The 17,270-nt window shown below is 62.4% G+C and carries 16 protein-coding genes and 1 pseudogene; 4 read left to right on the forward strand and 13 right to left on the reverse strand.

The annotated features are described in order from the left end of the window. Positions 1–71 precede the first annotated feature (71 nt). On the forward strand, positions 72–989 hold the full coding sequence (locus LB558_RS06670) for an IS481 family transposase (protein WP_412033448.1): 918 nt from the start codon (positions 72–74) through the stop codon (positions 987–989). On the opposite strand, the gene LB558_RS06675 is transcribed toward LB558_RS06670, so the two are convergent. The 4 genes from LB558_RS06675 to LB558_RS06690 form a co-directional block, all read right to left on the reverse strand. Beyond that, positions 978–1,661 carry a hydantoinase/oxoprolinase N-terminal domain-containing protein gene (locus LB558_RS06675; RefSeq protein ID WP_224696804.1) on the reverse strand — a complete coding sequence of 228 codons (684 nt, stop codon included), beginning with the start codon at positions 1,659–1,661 and terminating at the stop codon, positions 978–980. The genes LB558_RS06670 and LB558_RS06675 overlap by 12 nt on opposite strands. A 162-nt stretch (positions 1,662–1,823) precedes the next feature. Next, positions 1,824–2,753: a 3-keto-5-aminohexanoate cleavage protein gene (locus LB558_RS06680; RefSeq protein WP_224696805.1), complete on the reverse strand. Its 930-nt coding sequence runs from the start codon at positions 2,751–2,753 to the stop codon at positions 1,824–1,826. Beyond that, positions 2,750–3,703 (reverse strand): 3-hydroxyacyl-CoA dehydrogenase, encoded by a 954-nt coding sequence (locus LB558_RS06685; protein ID WP_224696806.1) that lies wholly within the window; start codon positions 3,701–3,703, stop codon positions 2,750–2,752. The genes LB558_RS06680 and LB558_RS06685 overlap by 4 nt, the downstream gene beginning before the upstream one ends. Further along, a complete protein-coding gene (locus LB558_RS06690) occupies positions 3,704–4,453 on the reverse strand; it encodes an SDR family oxidoreductase (protein WP_224696807.1) in 750 nt (249 codons plus the stop codon). Positions 4,454–4,601: 148 nt separating this feature from the next. On the opposite strand from LB558_RS06690, the gene LB558_RS06695 reads away from it, so the two are divergent. From LB558_RS06695 to LB558_RS06705, 3 genes are all read left to right on the forward strand, one after another. Then, the gene (locus LB558_RS06695) at positions 4,602–5,447 is read left to right on the forward strand and encodes a GntR family transcriptional regulator (protein ID WP_224696808.1); all 846 of its coding nucleotides are present in this window, start codon (positions 4,602–4,604) and stop codon (positions 5,445–5,447) included. A 23-nt stretch (positions 5,448–5,470) separates the two neighbouring features. After that, positions 5,471–6,241, forward strand: a complete 771-nt coding sequence (locus tag LB558_RS06700; protein ID WP_224696809.1) for an aspartate/glutamate racemase family protein — start codon at positions 5,471–5,473, stop codon at positions 6,239–6,241. A gap of 265 nt (positions 6,242–6,506) precedes the next feature. Continuing rightward, positions 6,507–7,550, forward strand: a complete 1,044-nt coding sequence (locus LB558_RS06705) for a Glu/Leu/Phe/Val family dehydrogenase (protein WP_224696810.1) — start codon at positions 6,507–6,509, stop codon at positions 7,548–7,550. Between the two features lie 53 nt (positions 7,551–7,603). Here the strand turns inward: LB558_RS06705 and LB558_RS06710 are convergent, their stop codons facing one another. From LB558_RS06710 to LB558_RS33130, 9 genes and pseudogenes are all read right to left on the reverse strand, one after another. Continuing rightward, positions 7,604–8,770 carry a pyridoxal phosphate-dependent aminotransferase gene (locus tag LB558_RS06710; protein WP_224696811.1) on the reverse strand — a complete coding sequence of 389 codons (1,167 nt, stop codon included), beginning with the start codon at positions 8,768–8,770 and terminating at the stop codon, positions 7,604–7,606. Between the two features lie 431 nt (positions 8,771–9,201). After that, on the reverse strand, positions 9,202–9,603 hold the full coding sequence (locus LB558_RS33120) for a TRAP transporter large permease subunit (protein WP_224696812.1): 402 nt from the start codon (positions 9,601–9,603) through the stop codon (positions 9,202–9,204). Next, positions 9,533–10,225 carry an ABC transporter ATP-binding protein gene (locus LB558_RS06720; protein ID WP_224696813.1) on the reverse strand — a complete coding sequence of 231 codons (693 nt, stop codon included), beginning with the start codon at positions 10,223–10,225 and terminating at the stop codon, positions 9,533–9,535. The genes LB558_RS33120 and LB558_RS06720 overlap by 71 nt, the downstream gene beginning before the upstream one ends. Positions 10,226–10,227: 2 nt before the next feature. Beyond that, positions 10,228–11,001, reverse strand: coding sequence for an ABC transporter ATP-binding protein (locus LB558_RS06725; RefSeq protein WP_224696814.1), 774 nt, complete (start codon positions 10,999–11,001; stop codon positions 10,228–10,230). Continuing rightward, complete coding sequence (locus LB558_RS06730) at positions 10,994–11,986, reverse strand: branched-chain amino acid ABC transporter permease (RefSeq protein WP_224696815.1); 993 nt, start codon at positions 11,984–11,986, stop codon at positions 10,994–10,996. The genes LB558_RS06725 and LB558_RS06730 overlap by 8 nt, the downstream gene beginning before the upstream one ends. Positions 11,987–11,992: 6 nt before the next feature. Then, on the reverse strand, positions 11,993–12,859 hold the full coding sequence (locus tag LB558_RS06735) for a branched-chain amino acid ABC transporter permease (protein ID WP_224696816.1): 867 nt from the start codon (positions 12,857–12,859) through the stop codon (positions 11,993–11,995). A 131-nt stretch (positions 12,860–12,990) separates the two neighbouring features. Beyond that, a complete protein-coding gene (locus LB558_RS06740; protein ID WP_224696817.1) occupies positions 12,991–14,178 on the reverse strand; it encodes an ABC transporter substrate-binding protein in 1,188 nt (395 codons plus the stop codon). Positions 14,179–14,762: 584 nt separating this feature from the next. Further along, on the reverse strand, positions 14,763–15,353 hold the full coding sequence (locus tag LB558_RS33125) for a N,N-dimethylformamidase beta subunit family domain-containing protein (protein ID WP_412033449.1): 591 nt from the start codon (positions 15,351–15,353) through the stop codon (positions 14,763–14,765). A gap of 89 nt (positions 15,354–15,442) precedes the next feature. Continuing rightward, positions 15,443–16,618: pseudogene (locus LB558_RS33130) on the reverse strand (N,N-dimethylformamidase beta subunit family domain-containing protein); the annotation flags it as partial. Positions 16,619–17,270: the final 652 nt, after the last annotated feature.

Consider the following 17,270-nt stretch of genomic DNA (forward strand, 5'->3'; position numbering starts at 1 on the left):
ATCAGGTTCTTCACGGCAGCGCCACAACGACAGAGGCGATCCGTCGAGCAATACAAAATAGTCAAGCGAGCCTGAGGGCGCTCTCAAAGCGCTACGGGATCAATCCCAAGACTGTGGCCAAATGGAAGAAGCGGGGCTCCGTCGCCGATCTCAAGACCGGGCCATCGGAGCCGAAGTCCACGTCCTTGTCGCCTGAGGACGAGGCAATCATCGTCGCCTTTCGCAAGCACACGCTGCTGCCCCTCGACGACTGTCTCTATGCCCTGCAGGCCACGATCCCGCATCTGACCCGCTCATCACTTCATCGCTGTCTTCAGCGCCACGGCATCTCGCGGCTGCCGGACGTGGAGGACGGCAAAGGCATCAAACGCAAATTCAAGGCCTACCCAATCGGCTACTTCCATATCGACATCGCCGAAGTCCGCACCGCGGAAGGCAAGCTCTATCTCCTCGTGGCGATCGATCGAACCTCGAAGTTCGCCTATACCGAATTGCACGTGCGCGTTCCAACCCGCGTTGCAGCCGAGTTCCTGCGGAATCTCATCAAAACTGTCCCCTACAAGATCCACACTGTTCTTACGGACAACGGCATCCACTTCACCGACCCAAGCGGTGAGAGTTGGACCGCAGCCGACATCAAGGAGAAGATCGAGCGGAAGGAACCCTTCTGGGCCCATGCCTTCGTCGCGGCCTGCGCTCGCAACAACATCGATCACCGCCTCACCAAGCCTAGGCATCCTTGGACCAATGGGCAGGTCGAGCGCATGAACCGCACCATCAAAGATGCGACCGTCAAGCGCTTCCACTACGAGAGCCACAACGAGCTGCGCAGCCATCTCACCGATTTCGTCACCGCCTACAACTTCGCTAAGCGGCTCAAAACCCTCAAAGGCCTCACACCCTACGAGTTCATCTGTAGGGCCTGGACAAAAGAGCCCGAACGATTCACCCTCAATCCGCTCCAGCAAATGCCGGGACTAAACATCTAGATTGCGCATGTAGTCGCCCATCATCGGCTTCAGCGACGCATCAATGGCGGCGGATGAGGCCCTGCGGAACTCGCGGATCGAGGGATTGAGGCGATGCGACAGGGTGAACGGGATGCCCGGCAAATGCTGGGCGAGAAGCGCGCCGACCCGCTCTTCATGCGCCGGATTGACGATCGACCATAGCAGGCACACCGCCACGGCCTCGACCAACTGCGCCTTGAGCGTCTCGATCACCGCGATCACCGCGGCTTCGTCGAGCGGTTCGAGGACGAAGCCGTCGTGGCGAATGCGCTCCGGCACCTCGAAGGTCAGCCGCCGTGGCACGTAAGGCTGCGGATAAGGCTCGGTGAAGTTGAACGGGTCGGTGCGACCACCTTCGCGCAGCACCAGCACATCGCCATGCCCGGCCGTCGTGATCAACGCCGTGCGGGCCGTACGTCCGGTGATGATCGCGTTGATCGCATGAGTCGTGCCATGAACCAGCACTTGGCCCCTGGACAGGAGTTCGGCCTGCGAAATGCCGAACCCCTCGGCGGCGGCGGCGAGCGCATCGAGCACGCCGGCAATCGGATCGGCCGGCGTCGTCCTCGCCTTGAACAGATGACATTCGCCGCCGTCGTCCTCGACGACCAGGTCGGTGAACGTGCCGCCAGTATCAATCGCAAACCGCATCGTGATCGCCAGTCCTGTACGTCATGAGGCAAGGGGCCGGGTGGGTCGAGGAAATGCGGCCCGCGCCTGAGGGATCGCGATATGGCGGCGGCGCATCGATCCGCGGCTTCAGTGTCGACGATGTGCCCGTGCGGTCTTCCATGTCGCCATTTCCTTCATCTGCTAGAACGCTACGCGGTCGCCACCTTTCAGGCCGAGGATTTGGCGTGCCTCTTCGGGCGTGGCGATTTCCTTCCCAAGTTCCTCGAGGATGCGGCGGATCTTGCTGACCTGCTCGGCGTTCGACGAGGCAAGTTTGCGGCGGCCTATGAACAGCGAATCCTCCAGGCCGACACGAACGTTGCCGCCCAGGAGCGCCGCCATGGTAAGGAAGGACATCTGCGCGCGGCCAATGCCAAACGCCGAAAGCTTGTAGTCCGACCCGAACAACTGGTCGGCTTTCTGCTTGAAGTACATCAGATTGTCGAGATCTGCGCCGATGCCGCCCGAAATCCCGAAGATGCCCTGGATGAAGAAGGGCGGCTTCACTAATCGGCGATCCACGAACTGCTTCAGATTGTAGAGATGGCCGATATCGTAGCACTCGAACTCAAAGCGCGTGTCATAGGCCTGACCGACGTCGATCATCACCCGCTCGATCATCTCGAAAGTATTGGGATAGATCGATTTCCACGAATTTTCGAGGTACGGTTTCTCCCAATCAAACTTCCAGGTCTCCTGCTTCTCGGCGAGTTGCGCGACCGAGAAATTCATCGAACCCATGTTGAGGCTGGTGACTTCCGGCTGCGCGCGATGCGCCGGAGCCAGGCGTTCCACCAGCGTCATGCCCAAACCACCCCCTGTGGTGAGATTGAGCACCGCATTGGTCGACTGCTTGATGCGCGGCAGGAACTCCATGAACAGGTCTGGATTCTGCGTCGGCTTGCCGGTCTCGGGGTCGCGTGCATGCAGATGAATGATCGCGGCGCCCGCCTCTGCTGCCTCGATCGCTGATGCGGCGATTTCGCTGGGCGTGATCGGCAGATGCGGCGACATCGTCGGCGTGTGGATGCCGCCCGTGACCGCGCAGGTGATGATGACCTTGTTGTTCACGCAGACTGTCTCCGATTGTCCGTTTCCAGGGTTGTCTTCAGTTCTAGGATTTGCATCAGCGCACGGTCGCGCCACTGTGTCCGGGCGCCGAGTTCGTCTTGCGGAACTTCGGCGCGACGCACCCGCTCAATGCGGTCCAGGATGGCGCTTTGCCATGGCTCGGCGACGGTTAGATCTTCACCCATTTGCCGGAACACCTCGCCATAGCGCGTCGCGTAGTCGAGAAAGCCGTTAGGCGCGTTGAGGTCCATGGTCTCGAATGGTCCCATAATCGCCCAGCGCATGCCGATGCTATGCTTCATGATCGCGTCGATGCCGGCAGGATCGACGACGCCGCGCTGGACCAGTGCGATCGCCTCGTTGATGACGGCGGTCTGCAGCCGGTTCATCACGAAGCCGACGATCTCCTGATGAACCACGACCGGAACCTGTCCGATCGAACTGACGAGGTCGGAAATCGCGTGGACTGTCGCGGCATCGTGCCAGGGCGAAGGGACAATCTCGACCACCCGCATGAGATGCGGCGGGTTGGCGGGGTGAACGACCATGCAGCGGGCTTTCCCCGGCACATCCGCAAGGAAATGGCTGCCCGCGATGCTGCTGGTTGAAGAACCGATCAGCGTATGCGGCTCGGCGACCGCGTCCATGGCCAGGAACATGTCGTGTTTGATGGCAACGCGTTCCGGGACATTTTCCTGAGCATAGTCGGCACCTTTGAACGCTTCCGCGAGCGTGGCGGCGACCTTTACCCTTGCAATCGCATCATCGGGCTCGCTGAGCAGGCCCGCCGCCGCGAGGTCCCTGATGGAAGCGGCTACGGCGTTTGCAGCAAGGTGCGCCGCCTTCTCGTCCTGGTCCCAGAGCGCGACTTCCCAGCCGCCCCGCGTAAAGGCCGTCGCCCAGCCGCGCCCGATCAACCCCGTTCCGACAATCGCTACTTTGCGTGCCATTTATTCTTCCCACTCGATGTTGCCGTCGACGCCGATGGATTGCCCGCTGATGCGGCTGCCGGCCGGCGACGCCAGGAAGCTGATCATCGCCGCGACATCCTCGGGGTCGACCATGGTGCGCATGGAGATGTAGCGGAGCAGCGAGCGCTCGTAGTCGGCCGGATCGATCCCCAGCGCCTCGGCCTTCGCCTTGATGACGCGGTCGACGCGCGCGCCCTTGATGGCGCCCGGCAGGATGGCGTTGACGCGAATGCCGAAGGGGCCGAGCTCGCGCGCGAGGTTCATGCTCATCGACAGGACGGCGCCTTTAGTGACGACGTAAGGCAGGCGGAGCGGCAGGCCGACCTTGGCGCTGCCCGAGGAGATGTTGACGATCAGGCCGCTGCCCTGCGCCTTCATCGCGGGAATGACGGCGCGGGCAAACAGGAAATGACTGGTCAGGTTGACCCTGAGCGACTCGTTCCACTGGTCGAGCGTCACATCCTCCGCCGCGGCGGTCGGGCCGGCAATGCCGACATTGTTCACCAGAACGTCCACGCCGCCCATATGGCCGACGGCAGCATCAAAAGCCCGTTGCACGGACGCCTCATCGCCAGCATCGGCCACAATACCGAGCAAGCCAGGGCACTCGGCCTCAAGCGAGCGAATCCCGGCGGTATCCACGTCGCACGCCAATACTTTTGCGCCGGCTGCGTGGAAGTGCGTGGCGATCCCCCGCCCTGCCCCGCCGCCACCCGCGGTGACGAGCACGCGCGATGCTGCCGATCGATTGTCTGTTCCCATTCCCTGTTCCAACTCGCGGTTATCCGCTTTTTCTGATATAGCAATAATAGCCATGACAGGGTCGGGCGTGTCAATCTGATATTGCAGAAATTCGTAGCTCTGGGATAAGGTCTGGATGAATAGTCAATCTTCCGCCAAAGGTCGCCGTGGCCGCAACCGGGCGTTCGCACCCGTGCTGGGAGCCGTCGACCTCGCGGCGCCCGACCCCGTGGAGCGGCAGGTTTACCGGCTCATGCGGCAGGGGCTGATGAGCGGTATGGTCGAACCCGGAACCACGCTGACCAGCCGGTCGCTGGCGCAGCAGTTCGGCACGAGTGTGCAGCCGGTGCGCGATGCGCTGAAGCGGCTGGAAGCCGACGGCGTCTTCGAGGGACGTCCGCAGAGCGGATTTCATCTGCGCGTGCCGACGGCATCGGAGTTTCGCGAGTTGCTGGAGATCAGGCAGCGCCTCGAAGGTCTGGCCGGTCGGCACGCCGCGACGAACGTGTCGGCGGAGACGATCCGGACCCTGAGGGCAAGCAATCGCCAGATGGGCAGGTTAGGCCGCACGCATGACTATCTGGAGGAAAACTATCACTTCCATTTCACCATCTATGCCGAGGCGGAACGGCCTGCCCTGCTAGCTATGATCGAAAACCTCTGGGTCCGGACCGGGCCGGCGCTGCACCACAATCCGACCATCCGAGACCGCGCCTCGGCTCTGGCCACGCACGATGCGGTCATCGAAGGCCTGGTCCGCCGCGACGGCAACGCAACCGAGGCCGCGATTGTCCGTGACCTCGAAATGGCGGCGGAGGCAATGATTTGTCGTGAAGGATCACATTCCGCACCGGAATCGGTTCCCATATCGGGTGCGTCGCATTGCGGGTTGGCATTGACAGCACGAACCGCCCGTCCTTATTCTGATACAACAGAATATGCGCCAGCGTGGACGGCACGCCGCGCGGATCGACGCCATTGATGTCGACAGCAGGATGAACTGACATGAAGTCGGATGGTTACCTCTATGGCTCTCATCAACTGGACGAGGATCATGGCGTGCCCAAAGGGCGCGCGATCGGCGGCTTTTCCGTCGGCGTGCTCTGCATCGATTCGCACTATCCGATGCTGCCCGGCAACGTCGTCAACGGCATGACCTATGGTTTCCCAGTCCTGCCGGAGGTGGTCGAGGGCGTGACCTTCAAGATGCTGGCGGCGGCCAATCCCGAAGTGATGCCGAGCATTGCAAAGGCAGGTCAGAAACTTGTTCGTCTCGGCGTGCGGGCCATTGTCGGCGCATGCGGCTCCTTCGCGAACTATCAGAAGGAAGCAGCCGCCGCGTTTGGCGTACCGACATTCATGTCGATCATGATGCACGTCCCCCTTCTGGCCGCCTCGATCGGACCTAACCGGAAGGTTGGAGTGATCTGTGCGGTGAGGTCTGCCATCACAGACCGGGTGCTCGATCAGGTCTCCATTGCCGATCCCGATAGGATGGTTCTGTGCGAAGCGCGGGATCTGCCCGAATTCCGGAACATCGTTGAAGGCACCGGCCACTTCAACAGCCGCAGACTGGAGCAGGAACTCGTCGGCCTGGCGCAAAACTTTGTCAGGGAGCATCCGGAGATCGGCGTGATCCTCCTGCAATGCAGTGACCTGCCTCCCTACGCGGCGTCGATCCAGCAGGCGACGGGCCGGCCGGTGTTCGATATGACGACGCTCGTGCACTGGGTCCACAAGTCCGTCGTTCGGCACCCGTTCGACGGCTACTGCTGACGCAATTATCAGGGCAGCCGCCCGGCGGTGGGATGCGCGACTGTCGCCTGGCTGATCGTTGCTACCTCTCCCGCAATCCATTTTTCAGCTTATTACAAATGGGGAACAATCATCTGTAAAATCGAACAATCACCAAAGATTCGACTGAAATCGGCAGAAAACACTCAAAAATAAAAAGCCAATTCTGGGGCTTCAAGGGCTAGATTGGAACAGTCCACCGAGCATTCGTAGCCAATTCAAGGCCCAATAGGGGAACCTCAGCTCCATGTTCCAGAATCCCGGTTTCGACGGTCACGAACGCGTCGTTAGCGTCTTCCATAAGCAGTCGGGGCTGCGTGCTTTCATCGCGATCCATTCCACTGCGCTCGGACCGGCGGCGGGCGGATGCAGGCTCTGGAGCTACGATGCGCCCGAGCGGGCGCTTTCGGATGCCCTCCGGCTCTCGAGGGGAATGTCCTACAAGAACGCGGTCGCGGGCCTGCCAATGGGCGGCGGCAAAGCCGTCATCTTGGGGCCGGTTCCCGAGAGCCGGCGCAAGGCGGTGTTTCAGGCATTCGGCGAAGCGGTCGAATCGCTTGGAGGAACCTACATCACCGCCGAGGATGTCGGCGTGAGCGAAGCCGACATGGCTGTCGTCGCCGAGAACACCAGCTACGCCTCGGGCTTCGAGATGCTGGGCGGCGTCGGCGGCGACCCCTCGCCCTTTACAGCGCACGGCGTGCGCGTCGGAATTGAAAGCGCTGCCGGGCATGGTCTCGGGCGCACGGACATCGAAAATCTGCACGTCGCGGTGCAGGGTCTCGGCGGAGTCGGCTTCAATCTTTGCCGGGAGCTCCGGGCGCTCGGCGCCAGGCTCACGGTCGCGGACATCGCCGCCGACCGTGTGGAGGCGGCATGCGATCTTTTCGGCGCGGAGCGCGCGTCGGTGGACGATATCCTGCTAGTCGACGCCGACGTGCTGGCGCCCTGCGCGCTCGGCGGCGCGATCACCGAGGACATCGCGGCGGGTATGCGCGCGCGGATCGTAGCGGGCGGAGCCAACAACCAGATCGCTAACGACGACGCCGGCCAGATTCTGTTCGAACGCGGCATCACCTATGCCCCAGACTATGTGATCAATGCCGGCGGCATCATCGTGGTCACGGCGGAATATTTCGGCGGCAGCGCTTTGGAGGACGTGGAACGCGCTATCGACCGCATCGGCGACCGCACGCGGGAAGTCCTGGAGCGGTCGCGGAAAGAGATGCGCCCGAGCCATCTCGTCGCGGATCAGATCGCTCGGGAAATTATTGAGAAAGTGCAGGCGTGAGGCCCTCTCGCACTCCCCATCTTGCCACGCTCGCGCCTGCATCGACCATCTCGTCAACGAGCGCGGGCCCAATCTGCAACCCGATTGGCTGCCTCTTCGACCTGCTTCAGATCGCGCAGGAAACAGATACGGAGATATCCGTTACCGGCCCGGCCGAACGCGGAGCCGGGAGCGACACCGACGTTGGCCTTGTCTACGAGCTCGAAGGCAGCCTCCTTCGAGTCTTTCAGGCCGTCGATCGAAAAGAACAGGTAAAACGCGCCCTGCGGCACGGAAAACCGTATCCCCTCGGCCCAGCTCAGAATCTTGCATAGCGCATCCCGTGCGGTTTTTGCGGTGGAAATCTGCTCGGCGAGAAAACCATCTCCTTCATCGAGTGCGGCAATCGCGCCGCGCTGCAGGAACTGCGGCACACCGGACGTGGAGCACTGAACGAGGTTCTCAAATATTTTTGAAAGTGACGGATGGACATTCAACCAGCCGACTCGCCACCCCGTCATCGCCCAGTTCTTCGAAAACGTGTTGACGAAGACGACTCGATCCTCCGCATCCATCACATCATAGAAGGATGGAGCGCGCCGACCTTCGAAGGAAAACAGCGAGTAGATTTCGTCGGCGATGATCCATAGTCCGTGACGCCGCGCCAATTCCAAAATCTGCCGCAAATCATCATGACTGGCGACCCAGCCCGTCGGGTTCGAAGGCGTGTTGAGGAACAGCGCCGTGGTCCGCGGCGTGACCGCGGCCTCGATCGCATCGATGTCGCAGATCCAGCCATTGCTGCCCTCGCGCAGCGGAACCGGAACCGGAATCGCGCCGGCGACCGCCGCGGCGGCAGGCAGATTCGGCCATGCGGGCGACAGGTAAAGCACCTCATCGCCCTTACCGGCCGTGGCCTGCAGGGCCAGCATGATCGCGTGCATGCCGCCGGCCGTGACGATGAATTCATCCGAAGAGAAGGTGCGGTCGAAGTTGCGCGTGTGATAGCGCGCCAGCGCCTCGCGAAGGTCAGGTATGCCGGCCTGGTACGTATAGAACGTCTCGCCGTTGGTCAGACCCTGTACGGCCGCATCGCGAATGAAGGATGGCGTCACAAGATGGCCTTCACCGGCCCAAAGCGGGATCAGGCCCGCCTTGCCCCGGCCATAGTCGATGACTGGATAGATGCCGCTAGGGGGGGCTTCGCGTGCTTCAAGCCGCAAGTTTTTCACGAGCGTCATACGCCCTCCAATTCATTCATTTCGAACAGCGAGGAAAAGACATAAGGCGCCTCCGGAAACTCCGAAGCTCCACAGCCCTAGGCTCACGTAAACAGTCCGGCAGCCAGGATGCCATCGGCAACTGCCTACAGATTAAGCACCGGCCTTACGGCAAACCATCCTCCCAGAGAGGGATAGTTCCCAAACACCAAGCAAGGCGGGAAACACCGGTGGCGCTTCAAAGCGCTGCATGGCGCAGCGTTGGCCTTCATATATCAGCGGCGCAATTCCGCACTCTTACAGGTGCATTCTCAATTGACGAGGCCGAACTGACACGGGAGGAAGAGTGTGATTTCGTGGACGTAGACGAGGATTACGAGGCAGATGACAATCGCGACTGATGTCCCGCATCGGCACGCCCGAGACACTGCCCACCACCCGAGCGGAATGCCCTAGGGCGGTGATACCATCCCGATGATCATGTTAACGGTGACGACCAGTCCGAAGTGAACCAGGTCGATGCCGAGCAGACGCGCCGCGGGCACAAGGGCAGGAACGAGAACGAGCAGCATCACAGTGGTATCGAGCGGACCGCTCGCGAACAACGCGGCAATGTGGTTGGGGATCTGCTGAACGCTAGCGTGTAGTTCACCAGATAAGCACCCATGACGAAGCGCAGTAGCTGAGGAGATTGCTGGGCCTCGGCCGCTGGCGCCAGGACAAGCGCCGGCGGGCCGATCGCCCGTGCGACCCAGCCGCGTGAAAAAGAGCGCACGTTTCGACCTACAGATACTCTTCCGCCAGGGCGGAGTCGCGGATTTCGGCAACGGTCCCGCTACGGCGAACGAGGCCATTGCGCATGATGTATGCGCGGTCGACGAGTTTCAGCGCCGGACGCGCCATTTGTTCCGTCATCAGGATCGTGGTGCCGCGACGCTGGAGTTCGCGGATGGTTTCGCTGACGCGCCCGATCCAGACTGGCGCCAGACCTAGGAAAGGCTCGTCCAGCAGAAGCAGCTTCGGCATCCTGCTCACCGCACGCGCAATCGCCACGATCTGCTGTTCGCCGCCGCTCAACTGGTTGGCGGGTTGGTTGGCGCGCTCTGCGAGAAGCGGAAAGGTTTTCTCGATCCATGCCAGGTTTTCCCGGGCCGTGGATATCGGAATTCCTTGCGTGCTGGAGAGGATGTTCTCCCTGACGGTCAGCGAACTGAACACGCGCCGGCCTTCGGGCGAGTAGCCGATGCCGAGCTGCGCGCGGGCCGAACAGGACACCGCCGAAATATCCTTTCCGTTGAGGACGATCCGGCCGGAAGCGCTCGGAACCAGGCCGATGACCGTGTTGATAAGGCTGGATTTGCCGGCTCCGTTCGAGCCGACAAGCAGCACGGTCTCGCCCTTTTTCACCTCGATCGAGACCTCCTGCAGCGCCAGGATGCCGCTGTAACGAACGGTCAGATTGTCGACGACGAGCATCCCTACTCCTCGCTGGTGCCAAGATAGGCGTCGATCACGTCGCGCCGGGAGAGAACATCGGCCGGCGGTCCCTCGGCCAGCAGGCGGCCCGACTCCAGCACGAGGCAGTGCGGACACAGCCGCCGTACCAGGTCCATGTCATGTTCGACGATGAGGATGCCGCATCCGAGAAGAGTGCGGGCATGCTCGACGAAACGGTCGACCTGGGTGCGTTCGCGGCGCTCCAGCCCGGCGGCCGGCTCGTCGAGGAGCAGGAAGCGCGGGCGTGCCATCAGCACCATGATCAGGCCCAGCATCTTCTGGAGGCCATAGGGCAGCTTGTCGCTGGCTTCCTTCAGATGACGCGCAAGGCCGAACTCCTCGACCAGTCTGTCGAGCCGAAGGGCGGAGCCCTTGTCGCCGCTGAAGCGCTGCGCCCGGAACAGGTTCTCCTCGACCGTGGCGCTGCGAAACGTGTTCGTCTGCTGGAAGCTGCGCACCACGCCCAGGCTGCTGACGGTGTGGAACGGCTGCCCGCTCAGTTCCCGGTCGCCCAGCAAGATGCGTCCGGAGGAGGCCGTTAGCATGCCGCAGATGACGTTGATCAGGGTGGTCTTTCCGGCGCCGTTCGGCCCGATGACGCCGACAATGCCGCCCGGGGGCACCTCGAAGGAAATGTCGTGGAAGACCTTCAGCCCACCGAACTGCTTGCTGACGCCGTCGATTCGCAAGCTGCCTCCACCCTGTGCCCGGCCGCCGGTGCTGCCTGCGGAATGTTCTGTCGCGAGATCAGACACCGGGCTGCACCTCCGAGACCGGAATGCGGCGGTCACGCGCCCGCCGCACGTCGTACAGCCGCACGACGGTGCCGACCAGTCCGCCCGGCGCTGCCATCATCACCGTCAGCAGAAGGGCACCGAACAGTGCGGTCGACAGGTGCGCATAGCCGCTGAAGAAGTTGGTCATCGTCACCAGCAGCAGGCTGCCGACGACGACGCCCAGCATGGTGTTGCGTCCGCCGACAAACACATAGGCAATGTAGCTGTTCACCGACCATGAGGCGAACGAGCTCGGATGCGCGGTGTAGAGCATGTTGACCAGCGCAAACCCGGCCAGGCCTGACACGCCGGCCGAGGCCACAAAGCCGATCGTGCGGTATTTCCATGCCGCGACGCCAAGGCTCTCCGCGAGCGTCTCATTCTCCTCGATCGAGCTGAATTCGGGACGGAAGCGCTGCACCACGCAAAGGGTGATCAGAGCGGCGATTAGGGAAATCGCGACGGTCACCAGCACCTGCTGCGCAGGGGATCCCAGCACTATTCCGAACAGCGTCGGCGGCGGCACGCCGACGATGCCATCAGACCCGCCGGTGAGTGTCGGCGTCTCGAAGATCACCAGTTGGAGAATCTCGTTGAAGACGAACGTCACGAAGATGAAGTAGACGCCGCGAAGGCGCAGCACCAACATGCCGAGCGGCAGCGCAGCGATGGCCGGAACCGCGAAGGCGACGATCAGCAGCGGCACAAGTTCCGTCGTCCCTGCCTTGGCGACCATCGCGGCGGCGTAGCCGCCGATCGCCATGAAGGCCGGAACTGTGAACGACAGCAGCCCCATGCGCAGCATGATGTAGACGGCTAGCGCCGCACTGGCTCCAATCGCTGACTGGTAGGTCAGAGAACTGAGCAGCGGGCTCGTCGTGACCAGCGGCACGAGCGGAAGCAGGAACAGAAGCGCGACGCCCAGGCGGTCCAGCGTGAAGTCGCGGTGACGGTTGGATGTCATCGTGGGTCAGGCCTTCCTTGCAACTGTGCCGAACAGGCCCTGGGGGCGGAACATCAGGATGAGCACGACGAGGACGAACAGGACGAGCGCCCCCCTTGAGCCGCCGAGGTAAACGCTGGAATAGGTCTCGACCATCGCAACGATGAAGGCCGCGACGGTGGCGCCAGTCACGCTACCGAGGCCGCCCAGGATGACGATGATGAACGCCTTGGTGAGAATGGCCTCGCCGCCATGCGGCTCGAGCGACAGCATTGGCGTGACCAGCGCCCCAGTCATTCCCGACAACGCGGTGGCGATCGCGAACGCCATCGGGAACATCTTGGCCGGCTGGATGCCTTGCGCCCGAGCGACGCGGCTGTCGTCGGCCATGGCGCGCAAGGCCATGCCATAGCGCGTCTTGAAGACCAGGAAGTAGACGGCAGTGATGGCGACTGTACAGACACCGAAAACGATCAGGTTGGCATAGGGTATATAGAAGTGCGGACCGCGCAGAGACCCGGACACCGGAAAGCTGAACTCGGCAGGCTCGGGCCCGAAGACGGTAATCACGCCTGCCGTCATGATCAGATAGATACCGAGCGTGATCAGCATCGTGGCCAGGTGGTCGGCCACGTATTTCTCGACGAACAATGCTTCGATGATGTAGCCGATGACCCCTGTGGCGGCCATCGCGACGACAACCGAGACGACGTAGGGCAGGCCGAGGAAATGCCCCAGCGCATAGGCCAGGTAGCCTCCCAATATGTAGAAGCCACCATGGGCGAAGTTGACGACGCCCGTGATGCCGAAGACGAGCGTGAAGCCGATGCTGATCAGCGCATATTGCGCTGCCATACTGAGACCGATCAACCCGGAGGAAATGATACTATCCAACGCTGGTCACCTTCTTCATGCGTGGGTCCGAAGTGGATTGAACGGCGGCCGACGTCGCCCGCAGCCGGCGTCGGAGACCGGGTCCCGGCGGAGGCTTCGGCCTTCTTCGGGACGTGCGGGAGCCCGCTTGCTTACTCCGCGGGAATTTCCACGGTTTTGACGGCGCCCTTCTTGCCGTCGATCACCATGCCGAGGCCGACCGGAAAGGTCAGCTCCTGGTTGATCCCGTAGAGCGTCTTGCCGCGCCACCCGGCCTTGCCCATGTAGCGGGATTCCGGGGCGAGCTTGCGCAGCGCCTCGGCGATCTTTTCAGGATCCTGATCGGTGGCGGCGTCGGAGACGCCCTTCAGCGCGACCTCGGCTGCAAGCGCGAACACCGGGAAAACTGGGCTCTCGGGAGCCGGCGTCTTCATCACGGCCGCGAAGTCCTCCTTCAACTTGATGATGCCCGGGTGGTCCACCGGGCTGGTCTCCAGCCAGTAGAAGCCCTTCAGCTTCTCGGGCCCGCCGGCGCCCTGCAGCACCGGCGTGGAACCGGCTCCGCCCAGCACGCCGAGCACGCCCTGATATCCAGCCTCCAGGAGTTGGCGCGTGAGGTTCGTCGCGTCGCCGGGAGGCATGGTGGACATTTCCACCGCATCGGGGTTGGCGATCATGATGCGTGTCGCCAGCGGGCCGAAATTCGTCGTCGCGCGCTGGTAGTATTCGGAATTGGCCTCCACGCCGGACTTGCTGTAGATGCCGGCGAGCTGCTTTCCGGCATCCGTGCCGCCCTGGTCGTTCGGGGCGATGACGATGATCGACTTGAATTTGAACTGCTCCTGGGCCGCCTTCACGAGTTCGGGACCCCAGGTCTGCGGCGCTTGCAGCGCGTGGAATTCCAGCGGATTGTCCGGCCCGATCGCGCCCACCATGTAGGACGAGTTGAAGCTCACCTGGCCGTTGCGCGTACCGCCCGGACGGAAGCCAGTCACTTCAGGCGACCCAACCGGACCCATGGTGATGCGCACGCCCTCGCTCGCGAGATAGTTGGAGCCGGCCGCGCCGCCCGGAGCAGTGTACTGGGAATCGAAGGAATAGATTTTGACCTGGCACTTGCGGTCGCCCATGGAGAGACCGCCATCCTTGTTGACCATCGCGGCCGCAAATTCGGCGCCGGCCTTGGCGGCCAGGCCCCAAGCGGCGGCGCTGCCCGACATCGGGCCGACGACGCCCAGTTTTACTTCGCATTCCTGCGCCGCGGCCACGCCGGTCATCCCAGCAGCTGACAGCAACACGGCGAGAAGATGCATTGTGGCCTTCACGCTTAGTCTCTTCATGGATTCACCTCTGGTTGCGTAATGCTGCCGGAGGAGACACCGTCGGCGCGAAATCGATGAAGCCGCTCGGGGCGTCTCATCGGGTCGGGCCGTCGTTCATCGCAGTGCGATGCCGGCGAAAAAACGGGAGCGCCCTCCACAGGGCACAGAAAGCCGACACCCCGAGCCAAAATGCCCGAGACCTGCACCTCCCACTCGACGCCGGATCCCCTTTTTCTTGTTATCCGTCGATGCCCGTTCGTCCGCCCTCCAACAGGACAAACCTCACGGGCAGGCGAACGGTAAATCTAGACGTGGAAAGGGGAATGACCTAAATTTCGACCGCTGTGGACACATGTTGTATCCACCCTTTATTTCGCGCTTTTCCCATAAGGCAAAATAAAATTCCGTGCACGATGGAATTCACATGAGAGATTGCCTCCGAGAGGAGAAAACGGCGGAAATCTCTGATCCGCCGACGCAATGCCAACACGTCGCGTGGACAACAGTTGACGGCAGGGCAGCTTTGGCGCCATCGAGAGTGGCGCGGGTTAGCAGGCTTGAGGCCGGCAGACCGCACAAGCGTTCCCGTATCTCAATCGCGGCTAGAGCACCCGGCGCATGACGTTGTCCAGCAAGCGCGAGATGTTGTTATTATAGTTGTTGTGGGGCAGGCTGCCACAGAACGTGATCGATCCGACGGAGAACACGAAACGTCCGTCAGGTTTCGGGATGAGGCAGAGGTCGGCTCTGATCTGTGACCGCTGATAGGCCTGCGTCTGCGCCTCCTGGTCGGAGATTTTCTCTGGCACGCAGATATAATGGTCGAACGGGTGATCCCCGGACGACGCCAGAACGACCGTCGTTTCCGGCGTTCCGAGTCTGACGTCGATGCAGTCCAGCTCGAAGCCGGCAGCTCCCCCTCCCGACAGGCCGAAATCCCCGAGAACGGTATCGTCGATGCCCTCGAACACCCAAGCGGCGCTCTCCGGGATGTCGGCCTTCCGCGTATAATACGAGCCGGTGAAATCGCCCTGAGCCGCCATTCCCACGCCGAAGGTCTTCTGCGGAGGCCGGCCGTTGCGAAGCCAGAGGCCGCCATAGCTGCCGTCGAGCGCGTTGTAGTATTCGCCGGTCTCCGATTCCCAGGTGCGGGTCCCCGCCTCCGCCCGCCTGATCTCATAGACGTCGGGAATGTCGTCGCTGCGGGCGACGCGCCAGTAGAACCCGTTGCCGCCGAGATAGGCGAAGCTGCCAAGGTCGGCGCAATAGGTTCGATCGAATCGAGCGTGTGCTTCGTCTGGTACTCCGGATGCGTGGTCGTCACGACCAGCCGGTAAGGCGCGAGAAGCTCGACGCCCTCCCGGTCGAGATCGTGATCCGTCAGCACATCGAACGGTATGCCCTTTTCGACAAGCCAACTCACCAGATGCATGTCCGCTGGCAGATGGCGGAGGCCGGACCCGTGGGGGTCGATATAGGCGAGATAGCCGGGACGCATGGTAATGAACGGCCGACGCGAAGAGGCGTGGACCACGCCGCTGCCATCGGGGTGGCGGTCGTATGTCGAGGGGCCGAGATGCTCGTTCTCGGCGGGATGGTTGGCATAGGCGCCCCACGCCTCGCGGCGCTGCCGGTATGCATCATCGAAGTTCGACCGCCGGAAATTGGCATAGACCTGATAGGTGATCGTCGGGAAGAGAACCGCGATCCTGTTTTCCTCCCCTCGCTGCGGCAGCACGAAGATCGGAACGATGTCCTCGCTGCCATCCACCCGAAGCCTCACGCCGTAGACACCGCTGGCGAGCGTTGGAGGAACGACGAAGTCGAAATCGATCTCCCAGAGGCAGTCGTACAGGTCGTCCTCATGGAAATGGATGGCGGCATAGTCGCGCGGCGCGTGCCGCCAGCACATCTCGTCGCCGGACCAGAACGAACCCCGGACGCCGCGGGTCGGCAGGTTGAACAGACGCCCATCCATCCCGAGAGGGCCGCGATCCCTGATGACCGTAGTGCGAATATCGAGCCCGAAATCCCACCAGGCGATCAGCCGAGGATCGGCTTCAGAGAGGTGGATGGGAGCTGTCACCACGCCTTTCAGGATGGCAGGATCTTCGAGCCGCCCGTTGAAGAAACCGCCATATGCCGTTCCGGACAGCTCCGCCGCAAGCAGGACGGTATGCAGCTCGGTCAGCGGTCCCGGGAGCGGCAACTCCACGCTGCCAATGTTCGCGCCACGCCGTCCGAGTTCCGTCGCGGACAGGGAGAGCCGGTCCGGCGTGATGGCAAGGATAAGTTCGTACCACTCATGCCTGGCAACGGAGCCCGGAAAGTTTGCGATCCGCCCGCCGAACTCCAACGCGAGGCCCCCTTCGCCCACTGTGACGGCAGCGGATTTCCCCGCTCCGAAGTCCAGCCACACGGCGACCTGCCGGCGACCGTCCAGAAGCCGAGGCTGCATGCGCAGCGAGATGGTCGCCTCGGCAGGCAGCGCAATCGGCGCGGCCGGCTGAATGATCCCGCAGGAACCGGGCCGGGAGGGCTGGAAACGCGACGGATAGGATCCGGCGAAGTCGCAGTCCACCTCGTCGAGCCGGATACCGGGGCCATCGGGATTAGGGTCCGCCGAGATGATCCGCACGAGGTCTGCCCGGTAGCTCGACCTCGCCTCGCTCGAGACCTTCAGCGCAACTACTTCACCAGGTCGAACCGAATTCCGGTCCGCATATCCGACGATGATCGCCAAAATCCACTCCGGTCTAATCGTAGAATATTGCTGGCCCGATCAGTCGGCTTTCGCCCTATTTCTGGTAGGCAATTATAGCCGTCGCGAGTTGGCTGCTGTCAATCTGATATCTCAGTAGTCTGATATCTCGGGCCGATGGCCCGCCTCCGAGTCGCCGCCGCCCCGGAGCTGCGCCGATCATCGTCAGACGGGAGCCACCCTGCGTAGCTGCGCTCGGCTCCCGCGACCTGGTGTTGAGGTCGGTTTGGATCGAACCTTCGGCAACCGTCCGCCAACCGCTTCGAGCGCAGGTCTAACACTTGCTCTGACAGTCGTTAGCACCTTGTCCGGCGTATGTAAGAGGTCGCCCGAAAAAAGGCGGCACAGG

The organism is Mesorhizobium sp. CO1-1-8 (genome assembly GCF_020164875.1).
GTDB lineage: Bacteria > Pseudomonadota > Alphaproteobacteria > Rhizobiales > Rhizobiaceae > Mesorhizobium.

Coding starts and splice junctions, on each gene's coding strand:
- LB558_RS06675 (WP_224696804.1), bottom strand. CDS start 1,661: ATGCGGTTTGCGATTGATACTGGCGGCACGTTCACCGACCTGGTCGTC.
- LB558_RS06685 (WP_224696806.1), bottom strand. CDS start 3,703: ATGGCACGCAAAGTAGCGATTGTCGGAACGGGGTTGATCGGGCGCGGC.
- LB558_RS06695 (WP_224696808.1), top strand. CDS start 4,602: ATGAATAGTCAATCTTCCGCCAAAGGTCGCCGTGGCCGCAACCGGGCG.
- LB558_RS06700 (WP_224696809.1), top strand. CDS start 5,471: ATGAAGTCGGATGGTTACCTCTATGGCTCTCATCAACTGGACGAGGAT.
- LB558_RS06705 (WP_224696810.1), top strand. CDS start 6,507: ATGTTCCAGAATCCCGGTTTCGACGGTCACGAACGCGTCGTTAGCGTC.
- LB558_RS06710 (WP_224696811.1), bottom strand. CDS start 8,770: ATGACGCTCGTGAAAAACTTGCGGCTTGAAGCACGCGAAGCCCCCCCT.
- LB558_RS33120 (WP_224696812.1), bottom strand. CDS start 9,603: ATGGCCTCGTTCGCCGTAGCGGGACCGTTGCCGAAATCCGCGACTCCG.
- LB558_RS06720 (WP_224696813.1), bottom strand. CDS start 10,225: ATGCTCGTCGTCGACAATCTGACCGTTCGTTACAGCGGCATCCTGGCG.
- LB558_RS06730 (WP_224696815.1), bottom strand. CDS start 11,986: ATGACATCCAACCGTCACCGCGACTTCACGCTGGACCGCCTGGGCGTC.
- LB558_RS06740 (WP_224696817.1), bottom strand. CDS start 14,178: ATGAAGAGACTAAGCGTGAAGGCCACAATGCATCTTCTCGCCGTGTTG.